Origin of the sequence: Mucilaginibacter sp. SJ (assembly GCF_028993635.1) — a bacterium.
Classification (GTDB): domain Bacteria; phylum Bacteroidota; class Bacteroidia; order Sphingobacteriales; family Sphingobacteriaceae; genus Mucilaginibacter.
This window is the reverse complement of sequence record NZ_CP118631.1, coordinates 210,424-236,571: the sequence shown is the minus strand read 5'-3', so window position 1 is coordinate 236,571 and position 26,148 is coordinate 210,424. Positions and strand designations below refer to the sequence as shown.

17 protein-coding genes are annotated in these 26,148 nt (G+C 43.6%); 8 read left to right on the top strand and 9 right to left on the bottom strand.

Annotated elements, in window-relative coordinates; all coding sequences use genetic code 11:
• The first annotated feature begins 303 nt into the window (after nt 1–303).
• The 8 genes from MusilaSJ_RS00905 to MusilaSJ_RS00870 all read left to right on the top strand — a co-directional run bounded on the left by MusilaSJ_RS00905 (nt 304) and on the right by MusilaSJ_RS00870 (nt 11,444).
• The gene (locus MusilaSJ_RS00905; RefSeq protein WP_274988198.1) at nt 304–1,425 is read left to right on the top strand and encodes a glycoside hydrolase family 2 TIM barrel-domain containing protein; all 1,122 of its coding nucleotides are present in this window, start codon (nt 304–306) and stop codon (nt 1,423–1,425) included.
• A gap of 287 nt (nt 1,426–1,712) precedes the next feature.
• On the top strand, nt 1,713–4,406 hold the full coding sequence (locus MusilaSJ_RS00900; protein WP_274988197.1) for a glycosyltransferase family 2 protein: 2,694 nt from the start codon (nt 1,713–1,715) through the stop codon (nt 4,404–4,406).
• A gap of 6 nt (nt 4,407–4,412) precedes the next feature.
• Nucleotides 4,413–6,098, top strand: coding sequence for a glycoside hydrolase family 26 protein (locus tag MusilaSJ_RS00895; RefSeq protein ID WP_274988196.1), 1,686 nt, complete (start codon nt 4,413–4,415; stop codon nt 6,096–6,098).
• A gap of 122 nt (nt 6,099–6,220) precedes the next feature.
• The gene (locus MusilaSJ_RS00890; protein ID WP_274988195.1) at nt 6,221–7,171 is read left to right on the top strand and encodes a manganese catalase family protein; all 951 of its coding nucleotides are present in this window, start codon (nt 6,221–6,223) and stop codon (nt 7,169–7,171) included.
• 339 nt (nt 7,172–7,510) lie between these two features.
• Nucleotides 7,511–8,365 carry an SDR family oxidoreductase gene (locus tag MusilaSJ_RS00885; RefSeq protein WP_274988194.1) on the top strand — a complete coding sequence of 285 codons (855 nt, stop codon included), beginning with the start codon at nt 7,511–7,513 and terminating at the stop codon, nt 8,363–8,365.
• Between the two features lie 120 nt (nt 8,366–8,485).
• Complete coding sequence (locus MusilaSJ_RS00880; RefSeq protein WP_274988193.1) at nt 8,486–8,737, top strand: hypothetical protein; 252 nt, start codon at nt 8,486–8,488, stop codon at nt 8,735–8,737.
• 144 nt (nt 8,738–8,881) lie between these two features.
• A complete protein-coding gene (locus MusilaSJ_RS00875) occupies nt 8,882–10,813 on the top strand; it encodes a PAS domain-containing sensor histidine kinase (RefSeq protein ID WP_274988192.1) in 1,932 nt (643 codons plus the stop codon).
• 292 nt (nt 10,814–11,105) lie between these two features.
• Entirely contained in the window at nt 11,106–11,444 is a 339-nt protein-coding gene (locus MusilaSJ_RS00870) for a hypothetical protein (RefSeq protein WP_274988191.1), read from the top strand.
• Nucleotides 11,445–11,552: 108 nt separating this feature from the next.
• On the opposite strand, the gene MusilaSJ_RS00865 is transcribed toward MusilaSJ_RS00870, so the two are convergent.
• From MusilaSJ_RS00865 to MusilaSJ_RS00825, 9 genes are read right to left on the bottom strand one after another with little or no spacing between them, the layout of a single operon-like run.
• Nucleotides 11,553–13,160: an arylsulfatase gene (locus MusilaSJ_RS00865; protein WP_274988190.1), complete on the bottom strand. Its 1,608-nt coding sequence runs from the start codon at nt 13,158–13,160 to the stop codon at nt 11,553–11,555.
• A 19-nt stretch (nt 13,161–13,179) separates the two neighbouring features.
• The gene (locus MusilaSJ_RS00860) at nt 13,180–15,651 is read right to left on the bottom strand and encodes a glycoside hydrolase family 31 protein (RefSeq protein WP_274988189.1); all 2,472 of its coding nucleotides are present in this window, start codon (nt 15,649–15,651) and stop codon (nt 13,180–13,182) included.
• The gene (locus MusilaSJ_RS00855; protein ID WP_274988188.1) at nt 15,651–16,793 is read right to left on the bottom strand and encodes a glycoside hydrolase family 88/105 protein; all 1,143 of its coding nucleotides are present in this window, start codon (nt 16,791–16,793) and stop codon (nt 15,651–15,653) included. The genes MusilaSJ_RS00860 and MusilaSJ_RS00855 overlap by 1 nt, the downstream gene beginning before the upstream one ends.
• Before the next feature lie 45 nt (nt 16,794–16,838).
• Nucleotides 16,839–18,980: a hypothetical protein gene (locus tag MusilaSJ_RS00850; RefSeq protein WP_274988187.1), complete on the bottom strand. Its 2,142-nt coding sequence runs from the start codon at nt 18,978–18,980 to the stop codon at nt 16,839–16,841.
• A 10-nt stretch (nt 18,981–18,990) separates the two neighbouring features.
• Nucleotides 18,991–20,064: a glycoside hydrolase family protein gene (locus tag MusilaSJ_RS00845; RefSeq protein ID WP_274988186.1), complete on the bottom strand. Its 1,074-nt coding sequence runs from the start codon at nt 20,062–20,064 to the stop codon at nt 18,991–18,993.
• Between the two features lie 26 nt (nt 20,065–20,090).
• Nucleotides 20,091–20,897: a rhamnogalacturonan acetylesterase gene (locus MusilaSJ_RS00840; protein ID WP_274988185.1), complete on the bottom strand. Its 807-nt coding sequence runs from the start codon at nt 20,895–20,897 to the stop codon at nt 20,091–20,093.
• A 13-nt stretch (nt 20,898–20,910) separates the two neighbouring features.
• On the bottom strand, nt 20,911–21,678 hold the full coding sequence (locus tag MusilaSJ_RS00835) for a rhamnogalacturonan acetylesterase (protein WP_274988184.1): 768 nt from the start codon (nt 21,676–21,678) through the stop codon (nt 20,911–20,913).
• A gap of 1 nt (nt 21,679) precedes the next feature.
• Nucleotides 21,680–24,613 carry an exo-beta-1,4-galactosidase gene (locus tag MusilaSJ_RS00830; protein WP_446725138.1) on the bottom strand — a complete coding sequence of 978 codons (2,934 nt, stop codon included), beginning with the start codon at nt 24,611–24,613 and terminating at the stop codon, nt 21,680–21,682.
• Nucleotides 24,594–26,003 (bottom strand): glycoside hydrolase family 28 protein, encoded by a 1,410-nt coding sequence (locus tag MusilaSJ_RS00825; protein WP_274988183.1) that lies wholly within the window; start codon nt 26,001–26,003, stop codon nt 24,594–24,596. Before MusilaSJ_RS00825 ends, MusilaSJ_RS00830 begins: the two co-directional genes overlap by 20 nt.
• Nucleotides 26,004–26,148: the final 145 nt, after the last annotated feature.

Here is a 26,148-nt window from a genome sequence, read left to right as displayed (position 1 = left end):
ATGAACCGAAACCTGCTTTGGAATTTCTTTTATTCAAAGACGAAGAGTTTTATATATGACTATAAAAATATCGTTTGCTTTTTTAAATGAACCGAACTACTATTTATGAGATGTCCTCTTTTACGATTAATTATTAGCTGCCTGATACTTTGCCTTTTCTCTTTATCTTGTAATCGATCACAACCTCATAATGTCAATAAAAATGGAGTTTACATCAAAAACAAGAATGGCAAATATTCACTGTATCGTAATGGTGAGCCGTTTTTCGTAAAAGGGGCTTCCGGTTTTACAAACTTAAAACGATTGAACGAAGCCGGAGGCAATACGATAAGGGTTTGGGATACCTTAAACTTAGGAAGTATTTTAGATTCGGCTCAGGCACATCATTTAGCTGTAATAGCAGGTTTGCCAATGCCTCCAAGCGAAAGTATAGATAACTTTTATAAAACCCAGGAGGCCAGTGCCCATGTGGGAAGGATTGCCGGTATTGTAAATAGGTTTAAGCATCACCCCGCGCTTTTGAGTTGGTGCGTGGGCAATGAGCTTGCGTTCCCTTACAAACCAAAATACCATCAGTTTTATACGATATTTAATGATGTGGTTGATATGATCCACCGGGACGATCCGCAGCATCCGGTTACCACAACCATTATGTCCTTTCAAAAGAAAAACATTGTCAATATTAAGCTACGGACAAAAATCGACTTCATTTCGTTCAATGTTTTTGGTTCGATCCAAACATTAAATGAAGACTTACAGAATTTCAAATGGTTTTGGGATGGCCCATTCTTAATAACAGAATGGGGAATTGAAGGGCCCTGGGTCGCGGACAATCAAAATGCCTGGGGGGCTTATATTGAAAATACCAGCACAAAAAAGGCGGAGCAATATCTTTCAACCTATGAAAAGTATATGCCGGTTAATAATTCCAGGTTTCTGGGGTCGATGGTATTTTACTGGGGTCAAAAACAGGAACTAACGCCAACCTGGTTCAGTCTGTTTGACGAGAATGGCGCTGAAACCGGGGCCGTTCAGGTGATGCATTATATCTGGACAGGCCAAAAAGCGCCTAAGAAGGCCCCTGCATTGAAATATATGCTGGTAGATGGAAAAGGTGCCAGGGACAATATCTTATTTAAGCCTGGCATAACAATAAACAGCAAAGTGTATCTTGAAGATCCTGATACCACCGGCTTAACATTTCAATGGAAAATATTTGCGGAGGATTGGTTCAAACCCAATGGCGCTTTTAACCAAAAGAAACCAAAGGAGATTAAAAATTTAATAATCGGGCATAGCGGACCGGACTTGAAGTTTAAAGTACCCGCCACAGAAGGCCCTTATCGCTTATTGGTTTATGTATATGATCAAAAGGGCTCGTTTGCTACCTCAAACACTCCCTTTTATGTATTAAAGAATCCATGAACAATACTATAAAACCACCTTCCAAACGGCAATTATTCTATTTAAGGCTGATGATCATCATTGGTTTGCTTTGTATGTTTTTTTTAATACATAGCCTGCTCAGAAAATCAGTTATTGGTTATCGGCCACTATATTGGCTATTAATATCAACCTTTGTTTATACCTTTTTTAAGGTAATATATGAGTGGTATCATTATTGGTCAATAAGCGTTCCGCCTGCTTTACCCATAACGAAACAATATACGGTAGACATATTTACCACGTTTTGCGCCGGTGAACCATATGAAATGATTGTTGAAACACTTACTGCAATTCAGGCTATACGTTATCCTCACGAAACCTTTTTATGTGACGAGGCCGATGATCCTTACCTGAAATCAGTTTGTAAAGAACTGGGTGTTCATCACATAACAAGAACTAAAAAGATCAACGCCAAAGCCGGCAATATTAATAACGCGTTAGCCCAGTCATCAGGCGAACTATGTGTAATTCTTGATCCTGACCATATACCCGTACCCGAATTTCTGGATCCGATAATAGCTCATTTTGATAACCCGGAAATTGGTTATGTGCAAATTGTGCAGGCCTATTACAATCACGACATTGGATGGATAGCTAAAGGCGCGGCACAACAAACCTATCAGTTTTACGGCCCGATGATGATGTGCATGAACAGTTATGGAACTGTCCAGGCTATAGGCGCCAATTGTACTTTCAGACGAACAGCGTTGGAATCTATTGGCGGACACGCCGCCGGGCTGGCTGAAGATATGCATACCGCAATGCAGCTCCATGCGCGCAATTGGAAATCCGTTTATGTACCCGCTGTGTTGACCCGAGGCCTGGTTCCGGCTACTTTGTCAGCTTATTATAAGCAACAATTGAAATGGTCGCGGGGGGTTTTTGAGCTTCTGGTGACCTCCTATGTTAAACTTTTCAGAAAATTCAACTGGCGGCAGAAACTTCATTACGGTCTTTTACCTCTGTTTTACTTATCTGGTTTTGTATTTCTTATTAATTTTTCAATTCCGGTCATATCCCTGTTCACCGATGCTTTCCCGTTAAGGATGGACTTTTCTGAGTTTTTAGTTATCAGTGTTCCTTTTATAACGTCAGTTGTTCTGATCAGGCATTTTGTTCAGCAATGGGTAATGGAGGATAATGAACGGGGATTTCACGTAGTTGGGGGATTGCTGCTCATAGGTACATGGTGGGTTTTTATATTAGGTTTTATCTATACTATTATCAGGAAGAATGTTCCGTACATAGCTACCCCCAAGGATATCAAAGATGAAAAAAACTTAAAAAACAACTTACCCAATATTGTGGTGTTGGCTGTATCCATCGCAGCTATTATTTACGGCCTTTACAACGACTGGAATCCCTATACGCTTTTCATGTCCGGCATCGTTGGCCTGAATTGTTTGTTCATGATATTTATGCTTATCGCGAGTTCAGAACTTAAATTTCAGGCTTACCTGGATAAACATGCAACGTTATTTACGGTCGTTTCAAAAGTGCATCATGTTAAAATATTTTTTTGGCTGTTAAGAAGAAAGATATATTCCGGTGTAAGGAAAGTTAGCCTGATACTTAGCATATTAGTGGTTGGCATCTGCATATATGCGTCTCAGGAATCGGATGAAGATGCAAGCTTTAATGTTACGCGTAGTTTCGATGCAAAGAATGAAGTCAGCAAAAAGTCTTTTGCCGAGTTCATCTCTTCATCAGATACTACCGGGTTATCCCAACTGATCAGGCAATCGCGACTTTACAATAGCGTTTCGAAAGCATTATCCGATACTTCGAAAAATATTATTGAACAAGATCCAGTCACCGGTCAAAAACGTTTATCAGTAAACCCTTCATTTTTTTCTTCAGTAAAAGGCGTAATCTACTCTAAGGGAAATTACTGGTACAAGAACATAGCTCCACTCACCAAAAAAATGATAGTTAATGATTTTGAAGACATTAGAAAAGCGGGAATAAATACCATAAAAATATATGGGCCCAATATTTACGATCACTCAATTTTTGAAGCAGCGGCACAAAAGGGCTTAAAAATTAATTATAGTTTCTGGGTGCCTGCCCCATCAAGCTTCATTAATGATACCACCTACCTGCACGAGCAATTCAATATCATCCTTAACACCATAAATAAAAATAAATCAAACCCTAACATCAGTGCCTGGAACTTAGGCAATAGTACTTACCAACAGCTATCCCAATTTTATCATGGGCCACAGTTGTACCAGGCCCAACAGCATTATATCAATTTGTTAAAACGTTTGATAAATGAAATTAAACATGAGGACCCAACAAGGCCATTAACCATCGACCTTTTATCCTCTCCCACACTTAACCCTGCTATGCAAATATTAAAGGGGCAAATACCGGCAATTGATGCTTTCGGAGTAATTGTTGATAATAAACGGTCATTGAAATATGTTAGCCGTGATTTTAAAACGCCTTATTTTTTCAGTTGCACTGATCCCGGTGCACTCGAAGGTGTACAGCATTCCGGCGGAATTTTTTACGCTAACTGGCAGGATCAACAAAGCGGCACTGCTGTCACGTTTAACGGTTTAAAAGACGTATGGGGCAGGAATAAACGTTACCTTTATAAAATAAGCAGGAACTGGAATGGCAATACACCTGTCAATAATTTGCCCGATATTAAAATACTAAAACCTGCATTAACAACTACTCCGGGGGCATCCCTGCGCTATAACGCCCTGGTATTTTCCTACGGTCACTGGAACATCGCCGCGTATTTAAAAACCGGGTTGAAATTTGAATGGTATCTTGTCAAAACAGACAATTGGGGTAATGCTACCGGCATGAAAAAGGTGGGAAGCAGTCCGGATGTATACGTTACGATCCCTAAAAATGATGACAGATACAGGCTGTACCTTGTTGCAACCGATGGCGATAATGTAACTGTTGACTACGCAACATTAAATACCCCTCCTCAAAATTAATCGTCAATGAAAAAAAAGTCCGTAAAGATTTATTTAGCGATCAGTTTAGGTATAATCTTCGTTATATCCTTTTGGGGCATTAAACTCTTTCGCAGTGATTATTTTACAAATGACTACTATCGCAGCAACGAACAGGTGGTTGGCATATTTAACCGCAGGAATTTAAGTGATACCTTGCCGGCCAAACCCATTATTTGTTATACTACAGTGTTTAAAAATACAGCTATCAGATCAAGCCGGGGCAATGTGGAAACAGCTTTGGCTAACAATGATGTATTAATCACCGTAGAAACCTGGCTTAAAGGTGTAGATTATAAAAACAACGTTTTAACTGAAGTGCTTAACGGCGGTTTTGATAAGCAGATCCATGAACTGGCTGTTTTGGCGGCAAAAAGTCGCCATCAGGTTTTTATCCGCTGGAATCCTGACATGGAAGTACCGGCCAGTGTATTTCCCTGGCAATATAAATCGCCCAAAGACTATATTACTTCATTTAATTATTTTTCAAAAAAAATTAAAATGATTGCCCCAAAGGCACAAATCATCTGGGGGCCGTCTGGTTATCCCGGCGATACCGAATATTGGCCCGGAAATAAGACCGTTGATTATGTAAGTATAACACTTGGAAGCAAATCCGAAGATAGCACTAACTTTTATCCAAAAGATAGTACGGTTTCTGATATGTTAAAACATAAGCTCCATCGCTTAAGGTTTATAGACAAACCTGTATTGATCATAGATAATAATACCGGAAAAACACCTTTTAAATACAGTTGCCTAAACGAACAAAAAGACTACTTTACAAAATACCGGAATACCGTATACAGTGCCGACAACTACGCGGATAGTGCCGCTAAAAAGCCGGTAAGGACCTCGCTCAAGATTGGGGTATTTGATCCAAATAAAAAACTGCTCAATCAACCAAGAATTAGTGTAGAACATCTTTTTACAGATTGGGGCGAAGTTGAAAGAGGCGATTTTGAGAAAAAATTCTCGGAGGTCATTAGCCGTCACCATGATGTTATTGTAACCATGGAACCATGGCGTGACACCAGCGGAATACCGGATACTGCTGTCATGGAAAGTATTTTAAACGGCCGTTATAACAAGCAGATCAAAAAACTATTTAATATAATTTCTGCCACACAGAATATCGTTTATCTCAGATGGATGCATGAAATGGAGATCCCGATCCACCGGTACAAGTGGCAAAGTCAGGATGCGGTTAACTACATCAATGCCTTCAGATATTTTATGCAGTTTGACGGAGGGCCGGGCAAAAATGTCAGAAAGGTTTGGGGACCTGCCGGCGACCGGGGCTCGGCGGATTTTTGGCCCGGAAGCGATGTAGTAGATTATATCAGTATAGCCATTTACGGTTTGCCGGATAAAAACATTACCGATCAGGATAAGCAGGAAGCCTTCAGCACCATATTTAACCGAAAATATTTTCGGATGAGGTTTCTTGATAAGCCTTTGTTCATAACCGAATTCGGTGTAAAGGGATCAGAAAGCTTTCAGGACAAATGGCTTGCCGATGCCGCTGAAACAATAAATGCGAACCCTCATATTTTTGGCGTTTGCTACTTTAATTTATACGACAACCCCAAAGCCTGGGGTGATATTAAAGCCCCTAACTGGAGCATTACTCCGCAATCGATGCTCAAATTTTGTAGTTTATTGAAACAGTAGTCATATTAATAATTGGTAAAATAGATCACTTTTATTTTCCTATTAAATAAATTAATTAAATTATAAAACATAAAACGCTACCCATGGTTGTATCATAACACTATCTACCAAAATCAAATGTTATGTTTCACCATGTAAAAGAACTACAATTTAACGCGCGCGTATCGCGCCCCGACCCACAGTTTGCCAATTTATTACTGGAACAGTTTGGCGGAGAGAATGGCGAACTGGCCGCAGCCATGCAATACTTCACCCAAGCCTTTGGTGCCAAGGTGCCATACCCTGACAAATATGATATGCTGATGGATATCGCCACGGAGGAATTCAGTCACCTTGAAATTGTGGGCGCCACTATTCAAATGCTCCTCAAAGGCGTTAATGGCGAACTTAAGAATGCTGCCGACAGTTCCGAGATCATGCAGGTTTTGAATGGTAAAGCTGCCAAAGAAGATATAATTCACCAGGCAGTATTCGCCAATCCACAGTTTGGCGTTATTACAGGCGGCGGTGTTACGCCCCGCAACAGCCAGGGCATACCATGGTGTGCAAGTTATATTCATTCAAATGGCGACCTGACCGTCGATCTTCGCAGTAACCTTGCCTCAGAGTCACGCGCCAAGCTGGTTTATGAACACCTGATGAAGTTTACCAATGATCCTTACATTCACGAAACATTGTCCTTCCTGATGACCCGTGAAGTGGCGCATTACAAGATGTTCGAAGCGGCTTTAAACGATATCCAGCCGAACTTTCCACCAGGGGTATTGGCAGCCGATCCACGCTTTACACAGCAGTATTTCAATATGTCTAATGGTGCCGACGTTCACGGACCGTGGAACGAGGGCGAAATGCCCGATTTGGAAAAAGAATTCATTTACATAGCTGACCCGGTAAAGCACGTCAGGGAAACACAGGGCCTCACCCAACTGGAAGATGATAAGGCGAGGGAACTTAAACAGGCCGAAAAGCTGAATAAGCAAATGAGCCAGGAAAAAAGCACCGAAGTGAAGGACTCTGAACCCGAAGGCGTGGCGCAATGGAGTAGTTATCCTGATAATAATAACAGGGTCTGAAATACTTAAAAAAATAATGCTACAAGCCGTCATCCTGCTGATGACGGCTTGTACTAAACAGTTGCCCTGGCATCTGCGGTCATCGTTAGTCGGCTGAATTATTTCTGTAGATCTCACAAATTATCTGTTCACTGAAAATTTTTCCCGGGTTCTTTAAACCGGGAGTAAACTCCTTTAGACATTTTCATGCACTCCCGTGCTTACACAAAATTTTCCAATTTTTTTAATATTATAAACATTTAAGAAAAAAAATCATTATTTAATTAAACGACTTCCAATAAGAGTCGGCGCCCCGGCCTAATTTAGTCAACTTAACAACAACACTTTTTTTAAGAATCTATGATAACCAAAGAACAAACACCGCAAAAACAGGACAGGCAGCCAGGCATTGAAGCAAAGATGCATCCGGCTCCGGAATACATTAAAGACAACTATAAAGCTGCCGGCAAATTGCAGGGAAAAATAGCCCTGATTACCGGAGGCGACAGTGGGATTGGCCGCGCGGTAAGTGTACATTTTGCGCAGGAAGGTGCCAATGTGGCCATTGTTTACCTGGATGAGGATGAAGATGCCGAAATCACAAAGGACCTGGTTGAATTAACAGGTCAGCAATGCCTGCTCATTAAAGGAGACGTAAAAGACCCCGCCTTTTGCAAACACGCGGTACAACAAACTATAAAAGAATTTGGCAAGCTGAATATCCTGGTGAATAATGCAGGTATGCAGTTTCCGCAAAAAGACGTTAGGGCGATTGACCCCGGGCAACTGGATGTTACCTTCCGCACCAATATATTTGCCTATTTTTATTTTGCAGAAGCTGCATTAGATCATATGCATGCAGGCGATTGCATTATCAATACCACCTCGGTAACGGCCTACCGTTCTTCCCCCTCGCTTATTGATTACTCATCAACTAAAGGCGCTATCACCACCTTCACGCGGTCGCTGGCTACCAACCTGACAGAAAAAGGGATCCGAGTTAACGCCGTAGCGCCCGGACCTGTCTGGACACCGCTTATTGTATCCACCTTCGACGAAGAAAAGATCAAAAAGTTTGGCAGTGAAACGGCTATGAAACGTGCCGGACAGCCTTCTGAGCTTGGGCCCGCCTATGTTTTCCTGGCTTCAGACGACTCTTCTTTTATTACAGGCCAGGTAATCCATGTGAACGGCGGCGAAGTAGTAAACGGATAAGGTAGTATCGGTCAAAAGTAAATACAAGCACAACATCAGTTATCATCTTCCGGGCAGACAGGACTGTTTAGCAGTAAAAGACAATCACCTTCTTTTTTAAAATGTTATAATAGCATCATCATGAAAACAACAATTCTAATTATTGCAGTCGCCCTGTTGCTCTACGTCACCACCGGCTGTAATCCTGCCGATCGAAATAGAAAAATAGGCGGCTCTACCGATAGCAGCAGTGTAAACAGGGGCGGCGGACCATCCATCTCCGACACAAGCACTATAAACAGTACAAGGAAACAACACCTTCAGGATTCCTTGAGCGGAGATACCACATCGAAAGGCAATGTGCCACCGAGCGGCCAGGTGCCTAAAAAATAAGGCACTGTCAGTAAAGCTGCCTCGCGTTAAGAAACCCAATACCAATAGCCTGCCAATTTTTATAACATGTAAATTAAATATTTTTTAATCTCCTTAATTTGTATTTAACTTATATTTATCCATAAGAAATTACTTATTACTTATATGCAGATAGCCGGCGAGGAAGATTTATATTCGATCATGCTCCACGCACCTGTGGGCATTTGTATACTTCATGCGGAAAGTATGACCATTGAAACAGCTAATATTCATTTGTTAAAGCTGATCAATAAACAGGCTGAAGACCTGGCGGGGAAATCTTACCGGGAAATCTTTACCCTTGCAAAACCCGGTGATGAGTCGGCACTGAAAATGGCAGTAGAAGGCAGGCAGCACCAGGATGATAAAGGAACGATGATACAAATGCTTAATGGGAAGAAAGAGATTGTACCCGTTACCTTTGTTTATAAGCCCGTAAAAAACAATAAGGGCAAGGTTACTCACATAGCCATATGGATATTAGAAAACACCAAAGAGGCGCTGGACGAGGAACTGGCAGCCATCAACGAAGAGCTGGCCGCTACCAATGAGGAGTATGCCGCGGCCAACGAAGAGCTGGCTGCTGCTAATGAAGAGTTGGCCACTACCAACGAAGAACTGCTGAAAACCCAGGAAAATCTCCGGCGGAGTGAAAAACTTTTCCGCTCGATTGCACTGAACATTCCAGGTTCGCTGATCCTTGTCGTTGACCGGAACCACCGGTATATGGCCATTGAAGGCGATATTATGGAAAAGATGGGTTATGACCGGCGCGACTATGAAGGCAAGCATCCGTCAGAGATTTCGCCCGAACGCTACGAAGCTTCCAGGCATTTATATGAAAGGGTTTTATCCGGCGAAAAGTTTTCTATAGAGCGAAAGGCCGAAACGGGAGAATTTTATCTTATCCATTTTGTGCCGCTTAAAAATGACGACAACATTGTAGAGTCCGGGCTTATCATAACCCTGGACATTACCGAGATCAAACAGGCCGAAGAAAAAAGTGCAAAGCTTGCCGCGATCGTTGAAACGTCGGATGACGCCATTGTAAGCAAAACGCTGGAAAGTGTGGTCACCAGTTGGAATGCCGCGGCCGAACGAATGTTTGGCTACACAGCGGAGGAAATGATAGGGCAAACAATTTATAAGATCATTCCCGAAGACCGGCAAAACGAGGAACCGCACATCCTTTCCAGGTTAATTACAGGCGAACGGGTCGATCATTTTGAAACCAGGAGACAAACCAAAGATGGGCGATTACTGGATGTTTCGCTGACCATCTCTCCTGTTATGGATAAGCAGGGGAAAATAATCGGCTTATCCAAGATCGCGCGCGATATCACCGATAAAAAGCAGGAAGAACAACGCAAAAATGACTTTATCGGCATGGTGAGCCATGAACTGAAAACACCGCTGACTTCGTTAGCCGCCATTATACAGGTTACGCAAAAGAAATTGGCGCAGAGTGAGGATCAATTTCTTTCCGACGCGATGGAGAAAGCAAATCAGCAAGCCAGGCGGATGGCCTCTATGATCAACAGTTTCCTTAATATTTCGCGCCTCGAAGCCGGTAAATTATTAATTGAGAAACAGCCGTTCGATCTGGGGCAATTACTGCAGGAAATATTGGAGGAAACCCGGCTGACCGTTACAAGCCATATCTTCAGCCTTAAAGAATGTAGCAAGCTCACGGTTAACGCCGACCGGGATAAGATCATTTCCGTCATTTCCAACCTTATCAGTAATGCCGTAAAATACTCGCCCAAAGGCCGCCTGATCGATATCAGTTGTAAACTCAATGGCAATATGATGGTAACAGTGCGTGTAAAAGATGAAGGCATGGGCATAAAGCCCGAAGATCTCAGCTACATTTTCGACCGCTATTATCGTGTTGAAACCAATCATACGCGCCATATTTCCGGTTTCGGTATCGGCCTTTATCTCAGTGCCGAAATTATTAAACGACATGGCGGTGAGATATGGGCGGAAAGTGAATTGGATAAGGGATCAACTTTTTATTTTTCGCTTCCCCAGGCAGAATCATCAGGTAATTCGTAAGTCTGCCATCTGTCCAACCCTACCGGTTCAATGTAATATCGATAATCCTGAGGTTATCCGTCGCTTGGTTTAAACCAACTATAGATTTTTCATATGGCACATCTGCCCTGCAGCTTTTTAATTAACCCGGTCACCTATGTTATCTAAGACAATCGCAGTCCCACACCTGGCGCTTCAACTTTGGTAAACAGGTTTAATTCACAATAGATTATTTTAAAAAATAAGGCTTGCATAAATAAAATTTATAATTTAACTTTGAATAACAAAGTACTTTTAAATAATATTATAGGTTATGACAGAGACAAGAGAATTTACAACAAGACCTTTTTTTACCGACGCGTTGGGAAAGCGTATGTTAACAGGCGCTGGTATCGGTTTACTGATGATCAGTTTTTTTGTGATCAGTGCCGGTAAGGGCAACCCGGCCTGGAATGAATACTGGCGGGTAAAACCCCTGCTGTTAACCCCTTTTTTGGGTGCCTTGATTGGCGCCTGCTACGATTTAACAGAACCGCTTCGCCGTCTTGATGGATGGCTGGGACGACTGTTCCTTGTGCTAAGCTTTGTGGGTTATTTCATCGGCTTGTGGATGGCCCTCGTATTGGGCCTTAACGGTACGATGTGGCACTGACCTGACACATTGGCATTGGTAAAAGCAGAAGCGGAATGCAAAACTTAAAGCTAATTTATAGCTGCTATCGTGTTGTTGCCACATAAGCAAATGATTAATACTATTTAATTATTCGCCTTTCGCTTTTGCCAATTTATCAAACTCCACCACTCCTGCCCTGGTGGCCCATACCTTGTACATTGCTTCAAGTTCGGCTACTTTTTGCGGATATTTGGCGCTAAGGTTGTTTAATTCGGAGCGGTCGGTGCTGATATTGTAAAGCTCCCATTTATTTTCGGGGCGTTGAGATACCAGTTTCCAGTCGCCCTGTCTTACAGCACGATTACCCTCATGTTCAAAAAACAGCCCGTTATGCCCCTGCCACTTCTGTCCTTTAAATACCGGCACCATGCTTATACCTTCAGTTGGCGTAATGTTATTACCATGATAAACTTTAGGATACGCTGCACCGGCCAGATCAAGGCAGGTTGCCATCAGATCGATAATGTGGGCTGGTTTATTAACAATTGAGCCGGGCTTAATCACATCGGGGTAATAAGCGATAAAAGGGGTAGCTGTGCCACCCTCGTATTCCCAGTGCTTAAACAAGCGAAAGGGCGTATTGCTCACATTAGCACCCAATGGCCCGTAGGAGGTAAAACATGTTGGATCACTCGCAGGCTTACCGTTTGCGGCCAGTACCTCGGGGGTAAAACCCGGACCCGCGATAGTTTCATTACTGGCGCCGTTATCCGACAGAAACATGATCACCGTATTTTTATCTTCTCCCATCTCTTTAAGTTTTTTTCTGATGCGCCCTATGTTCTGATCCATCCGGTCGACCATGGCAGCATATACGGCCATTTTGGTATCAAACTGCTCTTTTTCTTCCGGAGTAAGGTTATCCCATTCCGGTACGCTCTTATCCCTTGGCGAAAGTTTTTCATCCTTAGCGATGATCCCCAATTGTTTTTGACGTTCCAGCCGTTCCTGCCTGAGCTTATCCCAGCCTTTCAGGTATTTGCTTTTATATTTGGCAATATCCTCAGGCAGCGCCTGAATTGGCCAGTGCGGACTGGTAAAAGCCATGTACAGGAAAAATGGCTTGCCCGTGCCTTTATTACCTTCAATAAACTTAAGGGCATAATCGGCATAAGCATTGGTTGAATACCAGTTTGGCCCCGGCGTATATTCCTTATCATCTAAAGCAATGGTAAGTTTTTGATTAGGGCGGTAAGGCATTGTTGGAGTAAAATAACTGCTTGCCCCATCTATCAAACCAAAATAATGATCAAACCCGCGTTTAACCGGCCAGCGCGAGGGGTCTGTACCCACATGCCATTTGCCCGCCATTAATGTGTTATAGCCGCCTTCTTTAAGTGCCTCGGCTATGGTTACGCAGTTTTGGTTCAGGTAGCCCTGATAAGCCGGCACATCCCGGTGGTTTACCATATCACCTACCCCGGCCTGGTGCTGATAAAGCCCGGTGAGTAACGATGCGCGGGTTGGGCAACAGCGCGATGCATTGTAAAACTGGGTCATGCGCAAACCGCCTTTGGCCATCGCATCAAGATTGGGCGTTTGGGTTTCAGAGCCGAAACAGCCGATATCCGAGTAGCCCATATCATCGGCCAAAATAATAATGATGTTTGGCCGCTTAGCCGGTTGCTTATCCTGGGCAAATATTGGATTGTTTGCTATTGAAAAAAAAAAGATGATTTGAAGGAACTTTTTCATAGGAGACGATTATTGCAATCTATTGAAAATTAAGGGTAATATCATCCCTGTTGTTATGGGATGTTTTTATCCAAAGCAAATGATTGGTTTTATCATAATACCAGCCAGCCGTTTTGTCTAATGCGTCAACACGATCAGCCGCTTTCAATATTTCGTTATTTTCTGTTATTGAGGATGGATCATTACTATAAGCCCAATGTATTTTTGTCAAATAAGTATGCTGCGCCGGAGTAAAGTTACCTGCAGGCTTTTTAATTTGTAGTTGCCAGCCACCGGCAGTATTGGCTACAGCAATTTGGGTGATTGCCTTGTCGCCCTGTTGATATTTTAAACTGATGCCATCATCGTCATACAACTTAAACTCAGATGCCTGGCCCAAAAACACGTCCAGCGTAATTACATCTACCGGCTTTTCATCCATGTATTTCATGGCCGGTTGCATTGGGATGATGCTGCCTGCTTTTACAAAAATGGGCAGATGATCAGGAGGGGTTAAGATATGGATATACTGTTTTCCGGGGTATTTTGCGCCCGTCCAGTAATCAAACCAGGTTCCCTTGGGTAAATAAATGGTACGCGTTTGTGCGCCTTTTACAGTAACCGGGCAAACCATCATGTTATCACCAAACAGGTATTGATCGGCTATATTGTAGGTATTGGCGTCGTCCTGGTATTCCAGCACCAAAGCGCGCATGAGTGGCATACCGGTTTGATATTGTGTGTACGCGTTGCTATAAATGTAGGGGATCAGCCTGTAACGGAGTTCGTCGTACTTTTTAAAGTTAGCTAAAGCTTCGGCCCCATAGTTCCAGGGTTCTTTATAACCCGGGTGATCCATGCCAAAAACCATGGCTACCGGGCTGAACATCCCAAACTGTACCCAACGCATGTATAACTCCGGATCGGCAGCATGTTCAAAACCGCCCATACAATGCGCCCAATACCCAACGCCCGATAGGCCAATATTTAATCCGGCTTTGATAACCGGAGCAAAGTACTGCCATTCGCTTGGCCAATCACCTGCAAAAATGAACGGGTAACGCTGGATGCCGGAATAGCCTTCCCGGGTTTGATTCAGACCCCGAATGTCGTTATACTCCTGAAATTTTAAATACGGTGCCTTAGCGTAAGCGATTGGAAATACATTATGGAGTTGTGCCACTTCTCTACCAGTAGGCCCAACCTTTTCGCTTTCGTTGGCTAACGAACCAAATGCACTGCCTTCATCCGTTTTCAGGAATTTGGCACCAATTGAGGCTACTCTCATCACCCCATTATCCCACCACCAGTTTGCAGCCTGCTGATCAAAAAAATTCACAAACTCGCCCGGTTTTCCGTTTTCAGGATAGGTAAAACCTTTGGCCTGTGCCTGATCGAGCAGGTTCAGATTTTTGGCATTATCAAACCTCGGGCGAATATGCAGGCCCACCATTTTAAAGTTCATGGCATACAGGCTATCAAACATGGCTTTGGGATTTCTAAATGTTTCGCGCCATTCAAAGGTTGTAGCGCCCTTGCCCCCATTTTTACCAAACAAGCGCCAGGTAGAATCAAGAAAAAGAATATCAACCGGGATGCCCATCTCGCGCATTTTACGAGCCAGTTCTATCACATACCTGTCCGAAGTAAGTTCCTCATGCCCCCAGGTACCGCCGCTATAAGTGCCTATGTGTAAACCGAAAGCAAATCTTGGCAACAAAGGAGATTTACCTGTAATGGTTAAATAACTATTCAAAATAGCCGGGAATGTTGGACCGTAGATAAAGTAGTAATCCAATTCGCCATCATTTGCCTTAAAGCTGTACTCATCATCCGTTTTGCTACCCATATCCCATTCCGTAGCCGATGAATTGTGCAAGTAGATGCCGTATCCCTTAGTGCTCATAAAAAATGGCACCGGGCAATAGTTAGCTTCGTTAATGTTATAGGCGCCAAGCAAGTTATTTTTGTTTTTTCCCCGGCCCACGTTCAGCTTTACCAATTTGTTACGCTGGTCGGTAAAATCCATACGCTCGCCAAAGCCAAAAAAATGCTCATCAGGCAACAAATCTTTAGTACACATCACGGTATCGCCTATGTGATGTAAACCTCCATTCTGTTTACTATCAGGCACATACTCCGACGATAACGTCACGCCTTTGCTATCAGCTACATTAATAATAAATGGTGATTTAAGTACCGTGATAATCAAGGCCGATGTTTGGATTACGTATGCCGATTTAGCATCAGTTATTTTATAATCAACAGCAGGCCAATTATAATTCTCCTGCATTAAATGCTCATCAGGTGCAAATTTACGGCTCCAGCTGGCCCTTACGCGGAACATGGATGCTGAGCAAAATTCAATTTTAACATCACCATTGGCATTATTAAAATATAAGGTATTGCCTTGCTTTTGATAGCCGGACTTATTACTGCCGATACCCGTTTGGGCAAAAGCGCCTACTACAACTAATAGGATAAAAGCTAAAAACAGGGAGATCTTCCTCATTATTTACTCAGTTTATAAACTTCGCTGCCCGCCAGCAGGAAACAGCCCAAACCATAATCTTCAAAATCGGGTACATTGTTATAGCCAACAGGCTGGCCATCTTTGGGTTCCTTGCCTGTCCCTTGCACAAAACCGAGCATACCATCGGGATGTAAGCACTCTTTTGCCATGGCGTTCCATGCTTTGATAATAATTGGCAAATAGGTTTTCTTTTTCAGGATACCATGATTTACGCCCCAGGCCATACCGTAAGTAAACAAGGCTGTACCGGACAATTCCTTCCCGCCAAAATTGGTCGAATCTTTTAAGCTCACGTTCCAGTAACCATCCGCGCGCTGCAGCGGCACCAAAGCCTCAATCATTTCTTTGTATACCGATAAATACTCGTCGCGATGGGGGGCATTTTTTGGCATAACTTCCAACACCCGCAGCATGGCAGCCACTACCCAACCATTCCCGCGCGACCAGTAGCAATCTGCTCCGTTAGGTTCTTTGTAAGGTGGTACAAAATCTTTATCGCGCCACCAAAGATGATCGGCCGTGTTATACAATCCTTTACCACCGTGAACGGTTTTTGAGTAATTGTAGATCTCGAACATCTTTTCATAATACTTATTGTCATTATATATTTCACCCAGCCTGGCATATACCGGCATGGCCATTTGCAGCGCGTCTATCCAGTTCCAGTCATCCTTTTTTTCACTGTTTACCATCAGGTCGATGCTTTGCTTTATTTTTTCAATCCGTTCGGGCTTTTTATCTATCAGGTAAAGATCGATATAGGTTTGCCCGCAGCATTGATTGTCGGCATTGCGGGTATCAACAGCGCCACGGGGACTCCATTGATGTTTTTCGCCCCAGTCAACCGCATAATCATAATACTTTTTTTGAGGATCAATTTTATACATCGCCATCAACCCTTCGTAATAAACAGCCCTTGTCCATAAATTACTGGTGCGGGTAGTACCTTTTACGGTAACAGAAGCTCCCGGATCGGGCCATTTCTGCATAAAATAATTGTTAGCCAGGGCCATATCTGCCAACACCTTACTTTTTACTGGTTGCTGGGCATTCACACTGCTTGCTATTGTAATGGCACCGATACACAATACCGTTTTTATCTTGATAAATACTTTATTCATATTGTAGCTTTTTATTAGATCAGGTTCATAAAACATATATCCCCATTATGGCATTTTTTTTAGGCCTTCCCACCTTACTTTCCATTTCCCATTTTTAGGAAAACCTGGATTTACAGTGGTTGAGCCGTCCCAACCCGCACACATCATGGCTACTGCGGCCAGCAAACCGCCGTTACCCGGCAGGTACATGCGCAGCCGTCCGTCCTGGTAATTGTGACCATTTGCTAAATAAGTATTGGTTTTTATGGGCATAAATAAAGCATCGATGGCCTTTTCGGGCATATTTAAGCGGGCGGCAGTCATGGCGGTCATCGGGAAGTCCCAGCCCCAGGTATCCTTCCAATCCCATACATCCCAAACCAGGTTAAAGGTTTTCTTCATTACCGTGGTATCCAGTTTATCATTATAGGGCAGCATCCCATAGGCTGCTAAAACCGCCGGATGATCTGTTTTTAATTTCGGGTTTGTATAGGCATCGGGCGAGCTTTCGGTAGCAAGGTAAACGCCATCCTTTTGAGGCAGTCGAGCTAATTTATCCAGGATTTGTGCATACTTTTTATCCGGCTGCAAGCCCATCCGTTTGCGCCATAGCTGGGCAGTATTTATAGCCCAGCGCCAGTATTGCAGCTCATAGGTTGGATTATATGTTTCTTCGGGCTTATAACGTTCCTGTGCCAGGATAATGCCTTTGCCTAAATTATACCGGTCATGCTCCTTATCATAAGTTGCGAATGAAGCCATAAAATCGGCATCGGCCAGTACAAGGTCTTTATACTTATTGAGGGTTTCCTTATTCGGATGGGCGCGATAGTCCAGCTCAGCAAAATAAATAAAGTGCGGCTGCTGCCAGATCAGGAATGCCCCTACCGATGATGGGCTTTCATTGCCATCAGGGTCGGTCATTTTTTGCCAGCGGATGCCATCATATCCTTGTCTTTTGGCGATAGTCCTGGCATTAGCTTTTACGTGCTGGTACCAACCCAAACTGTTTTCGAGCAGTTGCTCCCTTCCCCATAATGCAAAATGAATCCCATGCCACCAATGCATCTCGAGGTGCGGTTTACCATACCAGCTGTTGTAAGTTAAGCCCGTTTCCTGTGGGGGCTGATGACCGGAACATTGTATTTTGGTAAGATATTGAGACAGTATTACCCTGCGTTCCAGTTCTTTTGCCCGGGGATCGGTACTACCACTAAAATCAACCGCACCGCCGCTTTGCCAAAATGCCTTCCATTGCTGTATGCTGTTTGTTTGCGTTTGGGCAAAACTGGGTAAAAGCGTTGTGGTTTTCTTGGAGGTAAACAAACAGGTAAATGTTAATTCACCGGTTTTGCCCTGTGGTGATAACACAAACTGGTGAACAGCGGTATTTTTAACCGAGGCTGCTCCATCCCAGGCGAGGCGTACAAAATATTGGCTGGTATCCAGGCGGTGAATAATAGTTGCCTGCCTAACCCCGGAACTAACAATTGCCGAATAATGCTTTTGCGGATTTTTCCAATTGTCGCCATAATCGGCAAACTGATTGGTGGGGAAAGGAAAACGCAGCCTTACTTTAAGCCTGCCCTGCGCTAACAATGGCGATTGGACTTTCACCACTACCAGGTCCTGATCCTGGTGCGCGTAGGTTTGAACTTTTACGGCCTCACCATCAAATGTAAAAGAGCTGCTAATAGCGCCCGTCCATAAATCAAGTTCCTGCCGGATATTTTGGATCTCGGTTATCTGCGCCTCGCTTCCGTCCTTATGCAATAACACAAAGCCAAGATTGCCCAATTGCAGGCGATGTACATTTTCCCTAAACCAGTTAGCAGCATTCCTGTTACGGCCGGGCTGGTTCCATTGTACCGAGTAGCTTACGTTGCGGCCATTGAGCATATAGGTTTTTAATGTTTCGTCAAACTTGTAGCCTGCAGTATCTTTAAAGCTGTGCCAGCCCCATTCAGATTGTGTGCCTAAAGGAATGCCTTTATCATAATGTTCAGGAAAGGTTTGCAGGCCTGTAGCGTCTACCGTAAAAGCAAAACGACCGTTGCCAACGGACAGAGACGATAGCGTGTCGGTACTATTATTTATTACATTGTGCCTTTGCACCAAAGCCTTACGGTCTATTTTATTTTGCGCCCTCAATAAAACCGGCCAAACAACAGCAAATAATGCAAAATATACGGGCAGTATTTTTTTCATATTGAGAGTACTATGATTCTATTTTAAATATAAATGGCGATGCTGTCATGTATTTACCACCCTGCGAGGTAGTAAACATGTAAGTTGGTTTACCATTTTTAAATAAAAGCTGGGGCCTTTCAAACCGGCCGTACTTGTTAAGGTATTTCGGTGGTGGCGGCTGATTAATATGATAATATTCAGCATTAAAATAGCCAATCTCCGGTTCGCTCCATTTTTTACCGGTTTTTGATTCCATGTATAAACCATACTGGTGATTAAATACCCCCATGTCCCGGGCAAGCATTTTAAAGCGACCTCTGTCAAGCCAAACAAAAGCATCCTCCAACTGGGCATTATTGCCTCGTCCTGAAAAATCTATAACCGGGTTGCCATCATACTTGATATAAGGGCCTTCCAGCTTATCGGCAATAGCCAAACCATATTTACGGTTCCCCTTTACCAGCGGGTCGGTTGATGTTTCATATTCTTTGGTGTTCCATGATTTATAAAACAGCCAGTATTGCCCGTTGGGATGTTTAACAAATGCCGGGTTGGTAGTACAATGATCGTCCCATGCCCCTTCCGGGCCGGGCAAAAGCAATGGTTCATCCGGGCGCGTCCAGGGTCCATCAAGTGAATCGGCTATGGCCAAACCTATCCGTTTTGTATTGGTTTTGCCATTTGAATTACCCATAAAAAACAGGCAATATTTACCATCGACCTGTTTTATTGACGGATTATGACAGGTAGTAGCATCCCAATAACCGGGACCGCGCGGGGCGAGGATTGTTTCTAAAAACTTAAACTCACCTTCTGGCGTATCTGCCACAGCATGGCATATTTCAGATCCGTTGATCCATCCACCCATTTTTTTGGAGGCGATCCATCTCGAAAAAAACACGTGGATCCTGCCATCGGGGCCCTCAATAGGACTATTGCACCAAACGTAATAACCCTCCATTTCCAGCGCGCGGCCAACAGGCTTCAGTTTTTTAGCGAATGCCGAAACATGATCATTTGAATTACCAAAAGCCAAACCCGGCAATAACGCCATTGCCGAAGCCACGCTTAACTGTTCAATAAAATCTCTTCTTTTCATCATCCGGACACAATCATTTACAGAACCTGTTACTTTAAATATTTATTGAGCGCCAGCTGATTGAACGATCGGATACCCTGAATAACCAATTTGGCATTTAGCTGCGCACCCGGCTCAAGCGTATGTGTGGCATCAGTACCGAAGTAAGTTGATTTAACTTTTGCTTCGCCCTCCTGGTCATAATCATCGGCAATTAGTTTGTTTAGGTCGATGAAAAAAGCCCCGGTTTGTTCGCCCAGCTCACGCGCCCACTGCCCATAGCTGTTTTCATTGTTACGTCCAGCAGACTTACCATCTTTCCATATATTACGGGGTATCGGCGAGCAGATGATCGGAGTTGCCCCCTTCGCTTTAATATCAGCAATAAACTTGCGCATATACCAGCCGTAGGTATGTACCACCTCTTTTACTTTCCGTATCGGGTTGTATATTTCCTGCTGTTCGTCGCCAATACCTTTGATGGTTCCCCGGGCCCGGGCTGTATCGTCAAGCGCGCCGCTATCATTGTGGCCAAACTGCATGATCACAAAATCACCAGGTTTGACTTTAGCCAACACCTTATCCCACAAGCCTATGGTTTGGAAAGTGCGACTGCTGGTGCCACCAAGCGCATCATTTTCGACGGCTATTTTTGTTGTATCAAAATAAGGGGCAATGTAATTTCCCCATCCCCATAAACCACCATCGCCCTTGCCCTTACCATTTTTTACAGTTGAATCGCCTATCAGGTAAAAGGTTGGCTTATCCGAGGGTTTCATCAGCATAAAAGAAGATAACAGCAGAGCCAAGAAGAGCAATAAGCTTAAGCCGGCATTTGTACGGATCATATTTTTCATCACAGCCTAAAATTTAGTTTTTAAGATATTTATTCAGAGGATTTGCAGGATTGGCCCTGATGCCAGCAACTACTGATTCAGCATTTACAGTAGCTCCCATTTTGTTAGTGTGTGTATGATCTCCGGGGAAGAATTTCTTAACGGAATCAGCGCCCCATTGATCATATTTATCGGCTGTGATACGGTTCATATCAATGAAGATGACGCCTTCCTGCTGTGCCACTTCCTGTGCCCATTTGCCATAATCATTATCAGCGCGAATAACTTTGCCATCACGAAACTCATTACGAGGGATCATAGACAGTACTATAGGCGTTGCACCTTTAGCTTTGGTATCCCTGATAAATTTGTGAAGATACCAGCCATAGGTATGTACAGTTTCTTTAGTACCGTTAGGCCAGGTAAGCTCTACCGTTTCGTTACCGGTGCCTTTTAATACCCCACGATACCCGGCTTTGGTAGTATCGGGTTTACTGCCTTCATTATGGCCGAATACCATCATCACATAATCGCCCGGCTTTAAAAGCGAATCAACCTTGTTCCACCGGCCTTCTTTGATAAAAGTGCGTGTACTGCGACCGGCCATGGCATGGTTTTCAATATTGATCTTCGACAGATCGAAATAGTATGGGATAATGCTCCCCCAGCCCCAGGTTTCCTTATCGTTATTATGCGTAGTGGAATCGCCAATCAAATAAATGGTTGGCTTTTGCTGATTGATAAAAGCCAGGCCCACAAAGGCTATTATTAATAAAGCTAAAACCGGTTTCAATACTTTCATATTATTTTTTTGTGTTTTTAGGCTTCAGTTCGTCCGGTGCGCCGTTAGTATAGGACACAAACACCTCTTTTGAAGCAGTTTTGAAAAGATCATCAACAGTTTCCATCGAAATGCTGTCAGCAGGTTTAAACTGCGGTGACGACATATATTTTAAAATGCTGTAATATAATTGCTTTGCCGCCGGCCTGTCTTCGCCGGTTGTTGGCAAAAGATCGGCACTGCTCACCATCAGACTCCCCTTACTTACCTTTGCTTCAAATAATAAGGCTAAACGGCGGTTCATGAACCAGGTATCAATAGGCTGAATAACCGGACGGAATGTCGCCGGAAAATCTTCCAGGTGCATGACCTGCGCATTCGAGAGGATATCCCACCATTGTATTTCACTATAGGATGATGTCGGGAAATCATTAAACGCAGGATGCTTAGGATCGCACACAAAACCAAGCGTATGCGGAGGGCGCATTTTAAACCACGAAGTGTTCCAGAAAACCGGCGTGAACGATTGTATAATTTCCTTGCCTTTGATAACGTTGCCCGCGGCATTCAGAAATACCTTGCCGCCCCGGTTAAGTACCTCTCTGGCCTTATCATCCAGCGAAGTAGTATAATACACATCGGTTTTTACAGCAGGTAATGTTGCCGGATACACCCAAAAGTCCCAATCGTTTACATATTGAGTGTTGGGTACGGATACTTCAAGGGTCAGTTTTACCGGCGATTTTATTTTTGATAAAGGCAAATTGATCATCCCTGCCTGCTGGCAGTTGCCCATTATATAGCTTTTTTTCTCCAGCACACCCTCGCTGATCACCTTATGTTGCGCATCGGTTAGTTTCCAGTTCAGCGCAGTTGTGATAGGCTTACTATAGTTAAATAGCTCAACCTGCGCCTTTAACGTTTCGTTGTTTTGATAAACAAACTTTTCGGTACGGATAAGCGGCACTGTTGCATTGCAAAACCGTGCAAACTGCTTTGCTGTTATATAGTCCTTACTATCCCAAAAGGCATTGAGTACACCAACCAGGGCAGTACCCTGCCCCGGATAGTCATTTAACGAAAGCAACTGAAAGCCTGAATATCCGGGTGTACGCATGGCTTTTTCAATTTCATGTTTGTAGCATAAAGCCTGTAATTTACCCGAAGCCGTCAGGAACTTTTCGGCCTCATCGGCCATGCCATGATCTTTAAGGTCTTCCTGAAAAAGTTCAAAGTTTTTGGCTTTATAGATTCCCGTATACTTTTTGATTTCTTTAAAATCGGGGAAGGCGCAATACTGCCCCATTTCATGGGCTACAAAGGGCACATTAAACTGGGCTATCTGTTTGCTGTAATCAGAGTTACTCTCGGGCCGCTGGTTCCAGGCCAAACCACGCGCACCCGCACGGGCCATATATTCGTTATTGAGGATTACCGGCCAGCTACCCCCTACCGCTGCTCCGGTATACAGCCTGCGCGGGTCTTTAGCCTTCCAATAATCAACAAATTTGGTAAGGTATTCTACCTGTTTGCCGCTGGGTTCATTGCCATAGGCCATCATACAAAATGACGGATGATTACCGTACCATTTAACCATACGGTTTGTTTCGTCATAAATATATTGGTCGATAGGCCGCCCCAGACCTAAACCGCTGCCGTGATTTGCCCACGAAGGCCCTTCAACATGTAAATAGAAGCCGGCTTTATCGGCTGCTGCAAATGCAGCCTCCGGCGGGCACCAGGAGTGGAAACGCATGTGATTAAGCCCATGCTCCCTGCAAATTTTAAAGATCCTGTCCCATTCCGCTTCAGTAGTGGGTGGGTAACCTGTAAGCGGGAACTCACAGTTATTAACCGTACCGCGCAGAAAAACAGTTTTACCGTTTATGGTAAATGTTTTTCCATCGGCTTTAAACTCGTGCATGCCAAAATCCACCTGCCTAATATCTGTTGATCCATCCGCAGTATGCAGCGTTGCTGTAAGTCGGTATAAAACCGGATTAAACTCATCCCATGTTTCCATTTTAGCGCCCATTGGCAAATCGATGGTCAATTCAGCCACACTATCTTTGACATTAACAGGTTTATTTACAGCTGGTATAAGTTGCGATACCGGAGTATTAATTGCTTTGGCCGAAAGTGAGATGTTACCATTTGCAGTTCCCTTTTCAGTTTTTATCCGTACTTTGATATGGGCTGTTTTTTGTTTCAGATCAGGGTAAATCTGAATGTCATCCAGCCAGGTCCGGCTTCCGGCCTTCAACTCTATTTTACCTATTACCCCGTTCCAGTTGCCCTGCGTATGATCTGTTATACTATGAGAATCGGGACCTACATTGATGGATTTAATACGATTATCAATACATAATGTAATTTCATGTTTTCCGGGTGATAACTGATCTCCAAGATCATATTGATGCGGTGCCACCAGGCTGTTTTGCATGCCAATTTCAGTACCATCAACCCATAACCTGGTTTCGGTATGAGCCCGTTCGAGGAAAAGCACCAGATGTTTATTTTTCCAATCCGCAGGAATAATTACTTCCTTTTTATACCATGCGGCCCCTGTATAATGCTTGGACGGCGTAAGCCAGAAAGGTATTTTGAGGTTGCCAGGCACCCGGTACTTTGCCAAACGTGGGTTATAAAACCACGAACTATCGTAGATGCTGCCTGTCCATTTTGTTTTAAGTGTTATATCATCCCCTTTTAAGTTTTGGGTCATAGAACCCGGCAAGTGAATGGTGTCCGTAAAGGATCTCAGGAACCATCTCCCTTCAATCCCCTTATCAGCCGGATCTATTTGAAATTGCCATTGGCCTGCCAGTGAAATAACATTGCTACTCTTTTGTATCCGGGGAACTGACCAGGCACAAAAAAGCATTCCCAAAGCTGCGCCCACGCAAATAAGGACTCGTTTTAAAAGCTTGTATTTATTATTGACCAACCCCGGCATCATTTAAATTAAGTTTTGTGTTATCCTGAGTAGTGATCTGTGAATTTTTCCACTCCCATCCTTTTGCAAACTGCACATCTCCCGCGGTGCCCGACGCAATATTAACCCCATCAAAATGAAAATTTTGCATGGCCGATCCTTTAAGTCCGATGGCATTAATGGCCTTTTTAGCACCCGTAACTTTAATATTTGAAATATATACATCCTTAAAATGCGGGATCCCTTTTTCGGCTGGTTCCACTCTATGCAGGATCTTTTTCCAATGATCGGGCAGGGTTGCTTCATTGTAACCATCGGGTAATTTAGAATAGCTGTAACTTGGATTCCAGTTCATGGTGATTTGAAAGGCCGTGCCCACGCCATTCATGGTTATGTTGGTAAAGTGTATATCCTCAACCGTGCCGCCGCGCGTAATGGCAGATTTAATGTTTAACCCATTACTGGTTCCGTTACCTGTCAGGTCAGTAGCAAGCACATGCCTGATCCCGCCCGAAGTTTCGCTGCCGCAGGTAAGCAATCCTGCACCCGCCCTTGATACACATTTGCGGATCACCACATATTCGGTTGGTTTGTTTACCCGCAAGCCGTCCCAATCCCTACCGGCTTTAAGACAAAAATCATCGTCATTACAATCAATATCGCAGTTTTGCACCAGGATCCAGCTTGATGAATCTATATCTATGCCATCGGTCGAGGGCCCATGGCCGTCAACATTGTTGCGGATAGTAATACCATCAACAGTAACATGATCTGAGTAAAGCAGCTGCACAGTCCAGAACCCAGCCTGTTGCAGCGTAATATTTTTGATGGTAACATCTGCCGAATTGGAAACCAGCAACGTGCGGGGACGTTGGGCATCATAGTCAACTATCCAGCGTAAACCTTTAGGATCATATTCGGCCCGCATTTTCCGGTAGAGATCCCAAAATGGCTTACCCTGTGCGTTTACCAATCCTTTCCCGGTAATTGCCACCTTGGTTTGCCCGGCTATATTGATCAAAGCGGCAGGCCACTTCATTTCGATACCAGCAACGCGGGTATCAATCTCCGGGTAATCTTTTAGATCCTGGCTACCCAACAGCTCTACTCCATCATCAATATTCAGGCAAACATTATTCTTCAAAAAAATGGAACCTGTTAAATATTTACCGGGTTTAAATGAAACTATCCCTCCGCCCTTAACCGAACATCGATCAATAGTTTTTTGTATGGCGACCGTGTTTAAGGTACTACCATCATTGGCCGCGCCATTATCATTTACATACCAAACTATTGTTTTTTGCGGAACGTGCCTGGCCCCAACTTTTTTTGCCCAGTGAAGCTTAGTTTGCCCGTTTACGGCATTTGCAGCAATAACTATCAGGAAAACAGAATAACGTAATAATTTCATAGGCAGCGTTAAGTTAATAGTACTAAGTCTTAAGTGAAAAGTTAAGTTCATTTTTTTTGACTTGGAACTTAAGACTTCCGACTAAAGACTATTTATCGTTACATGATTAACATGACCGTGGTATTCTCTAAATGGTTTACTCTCC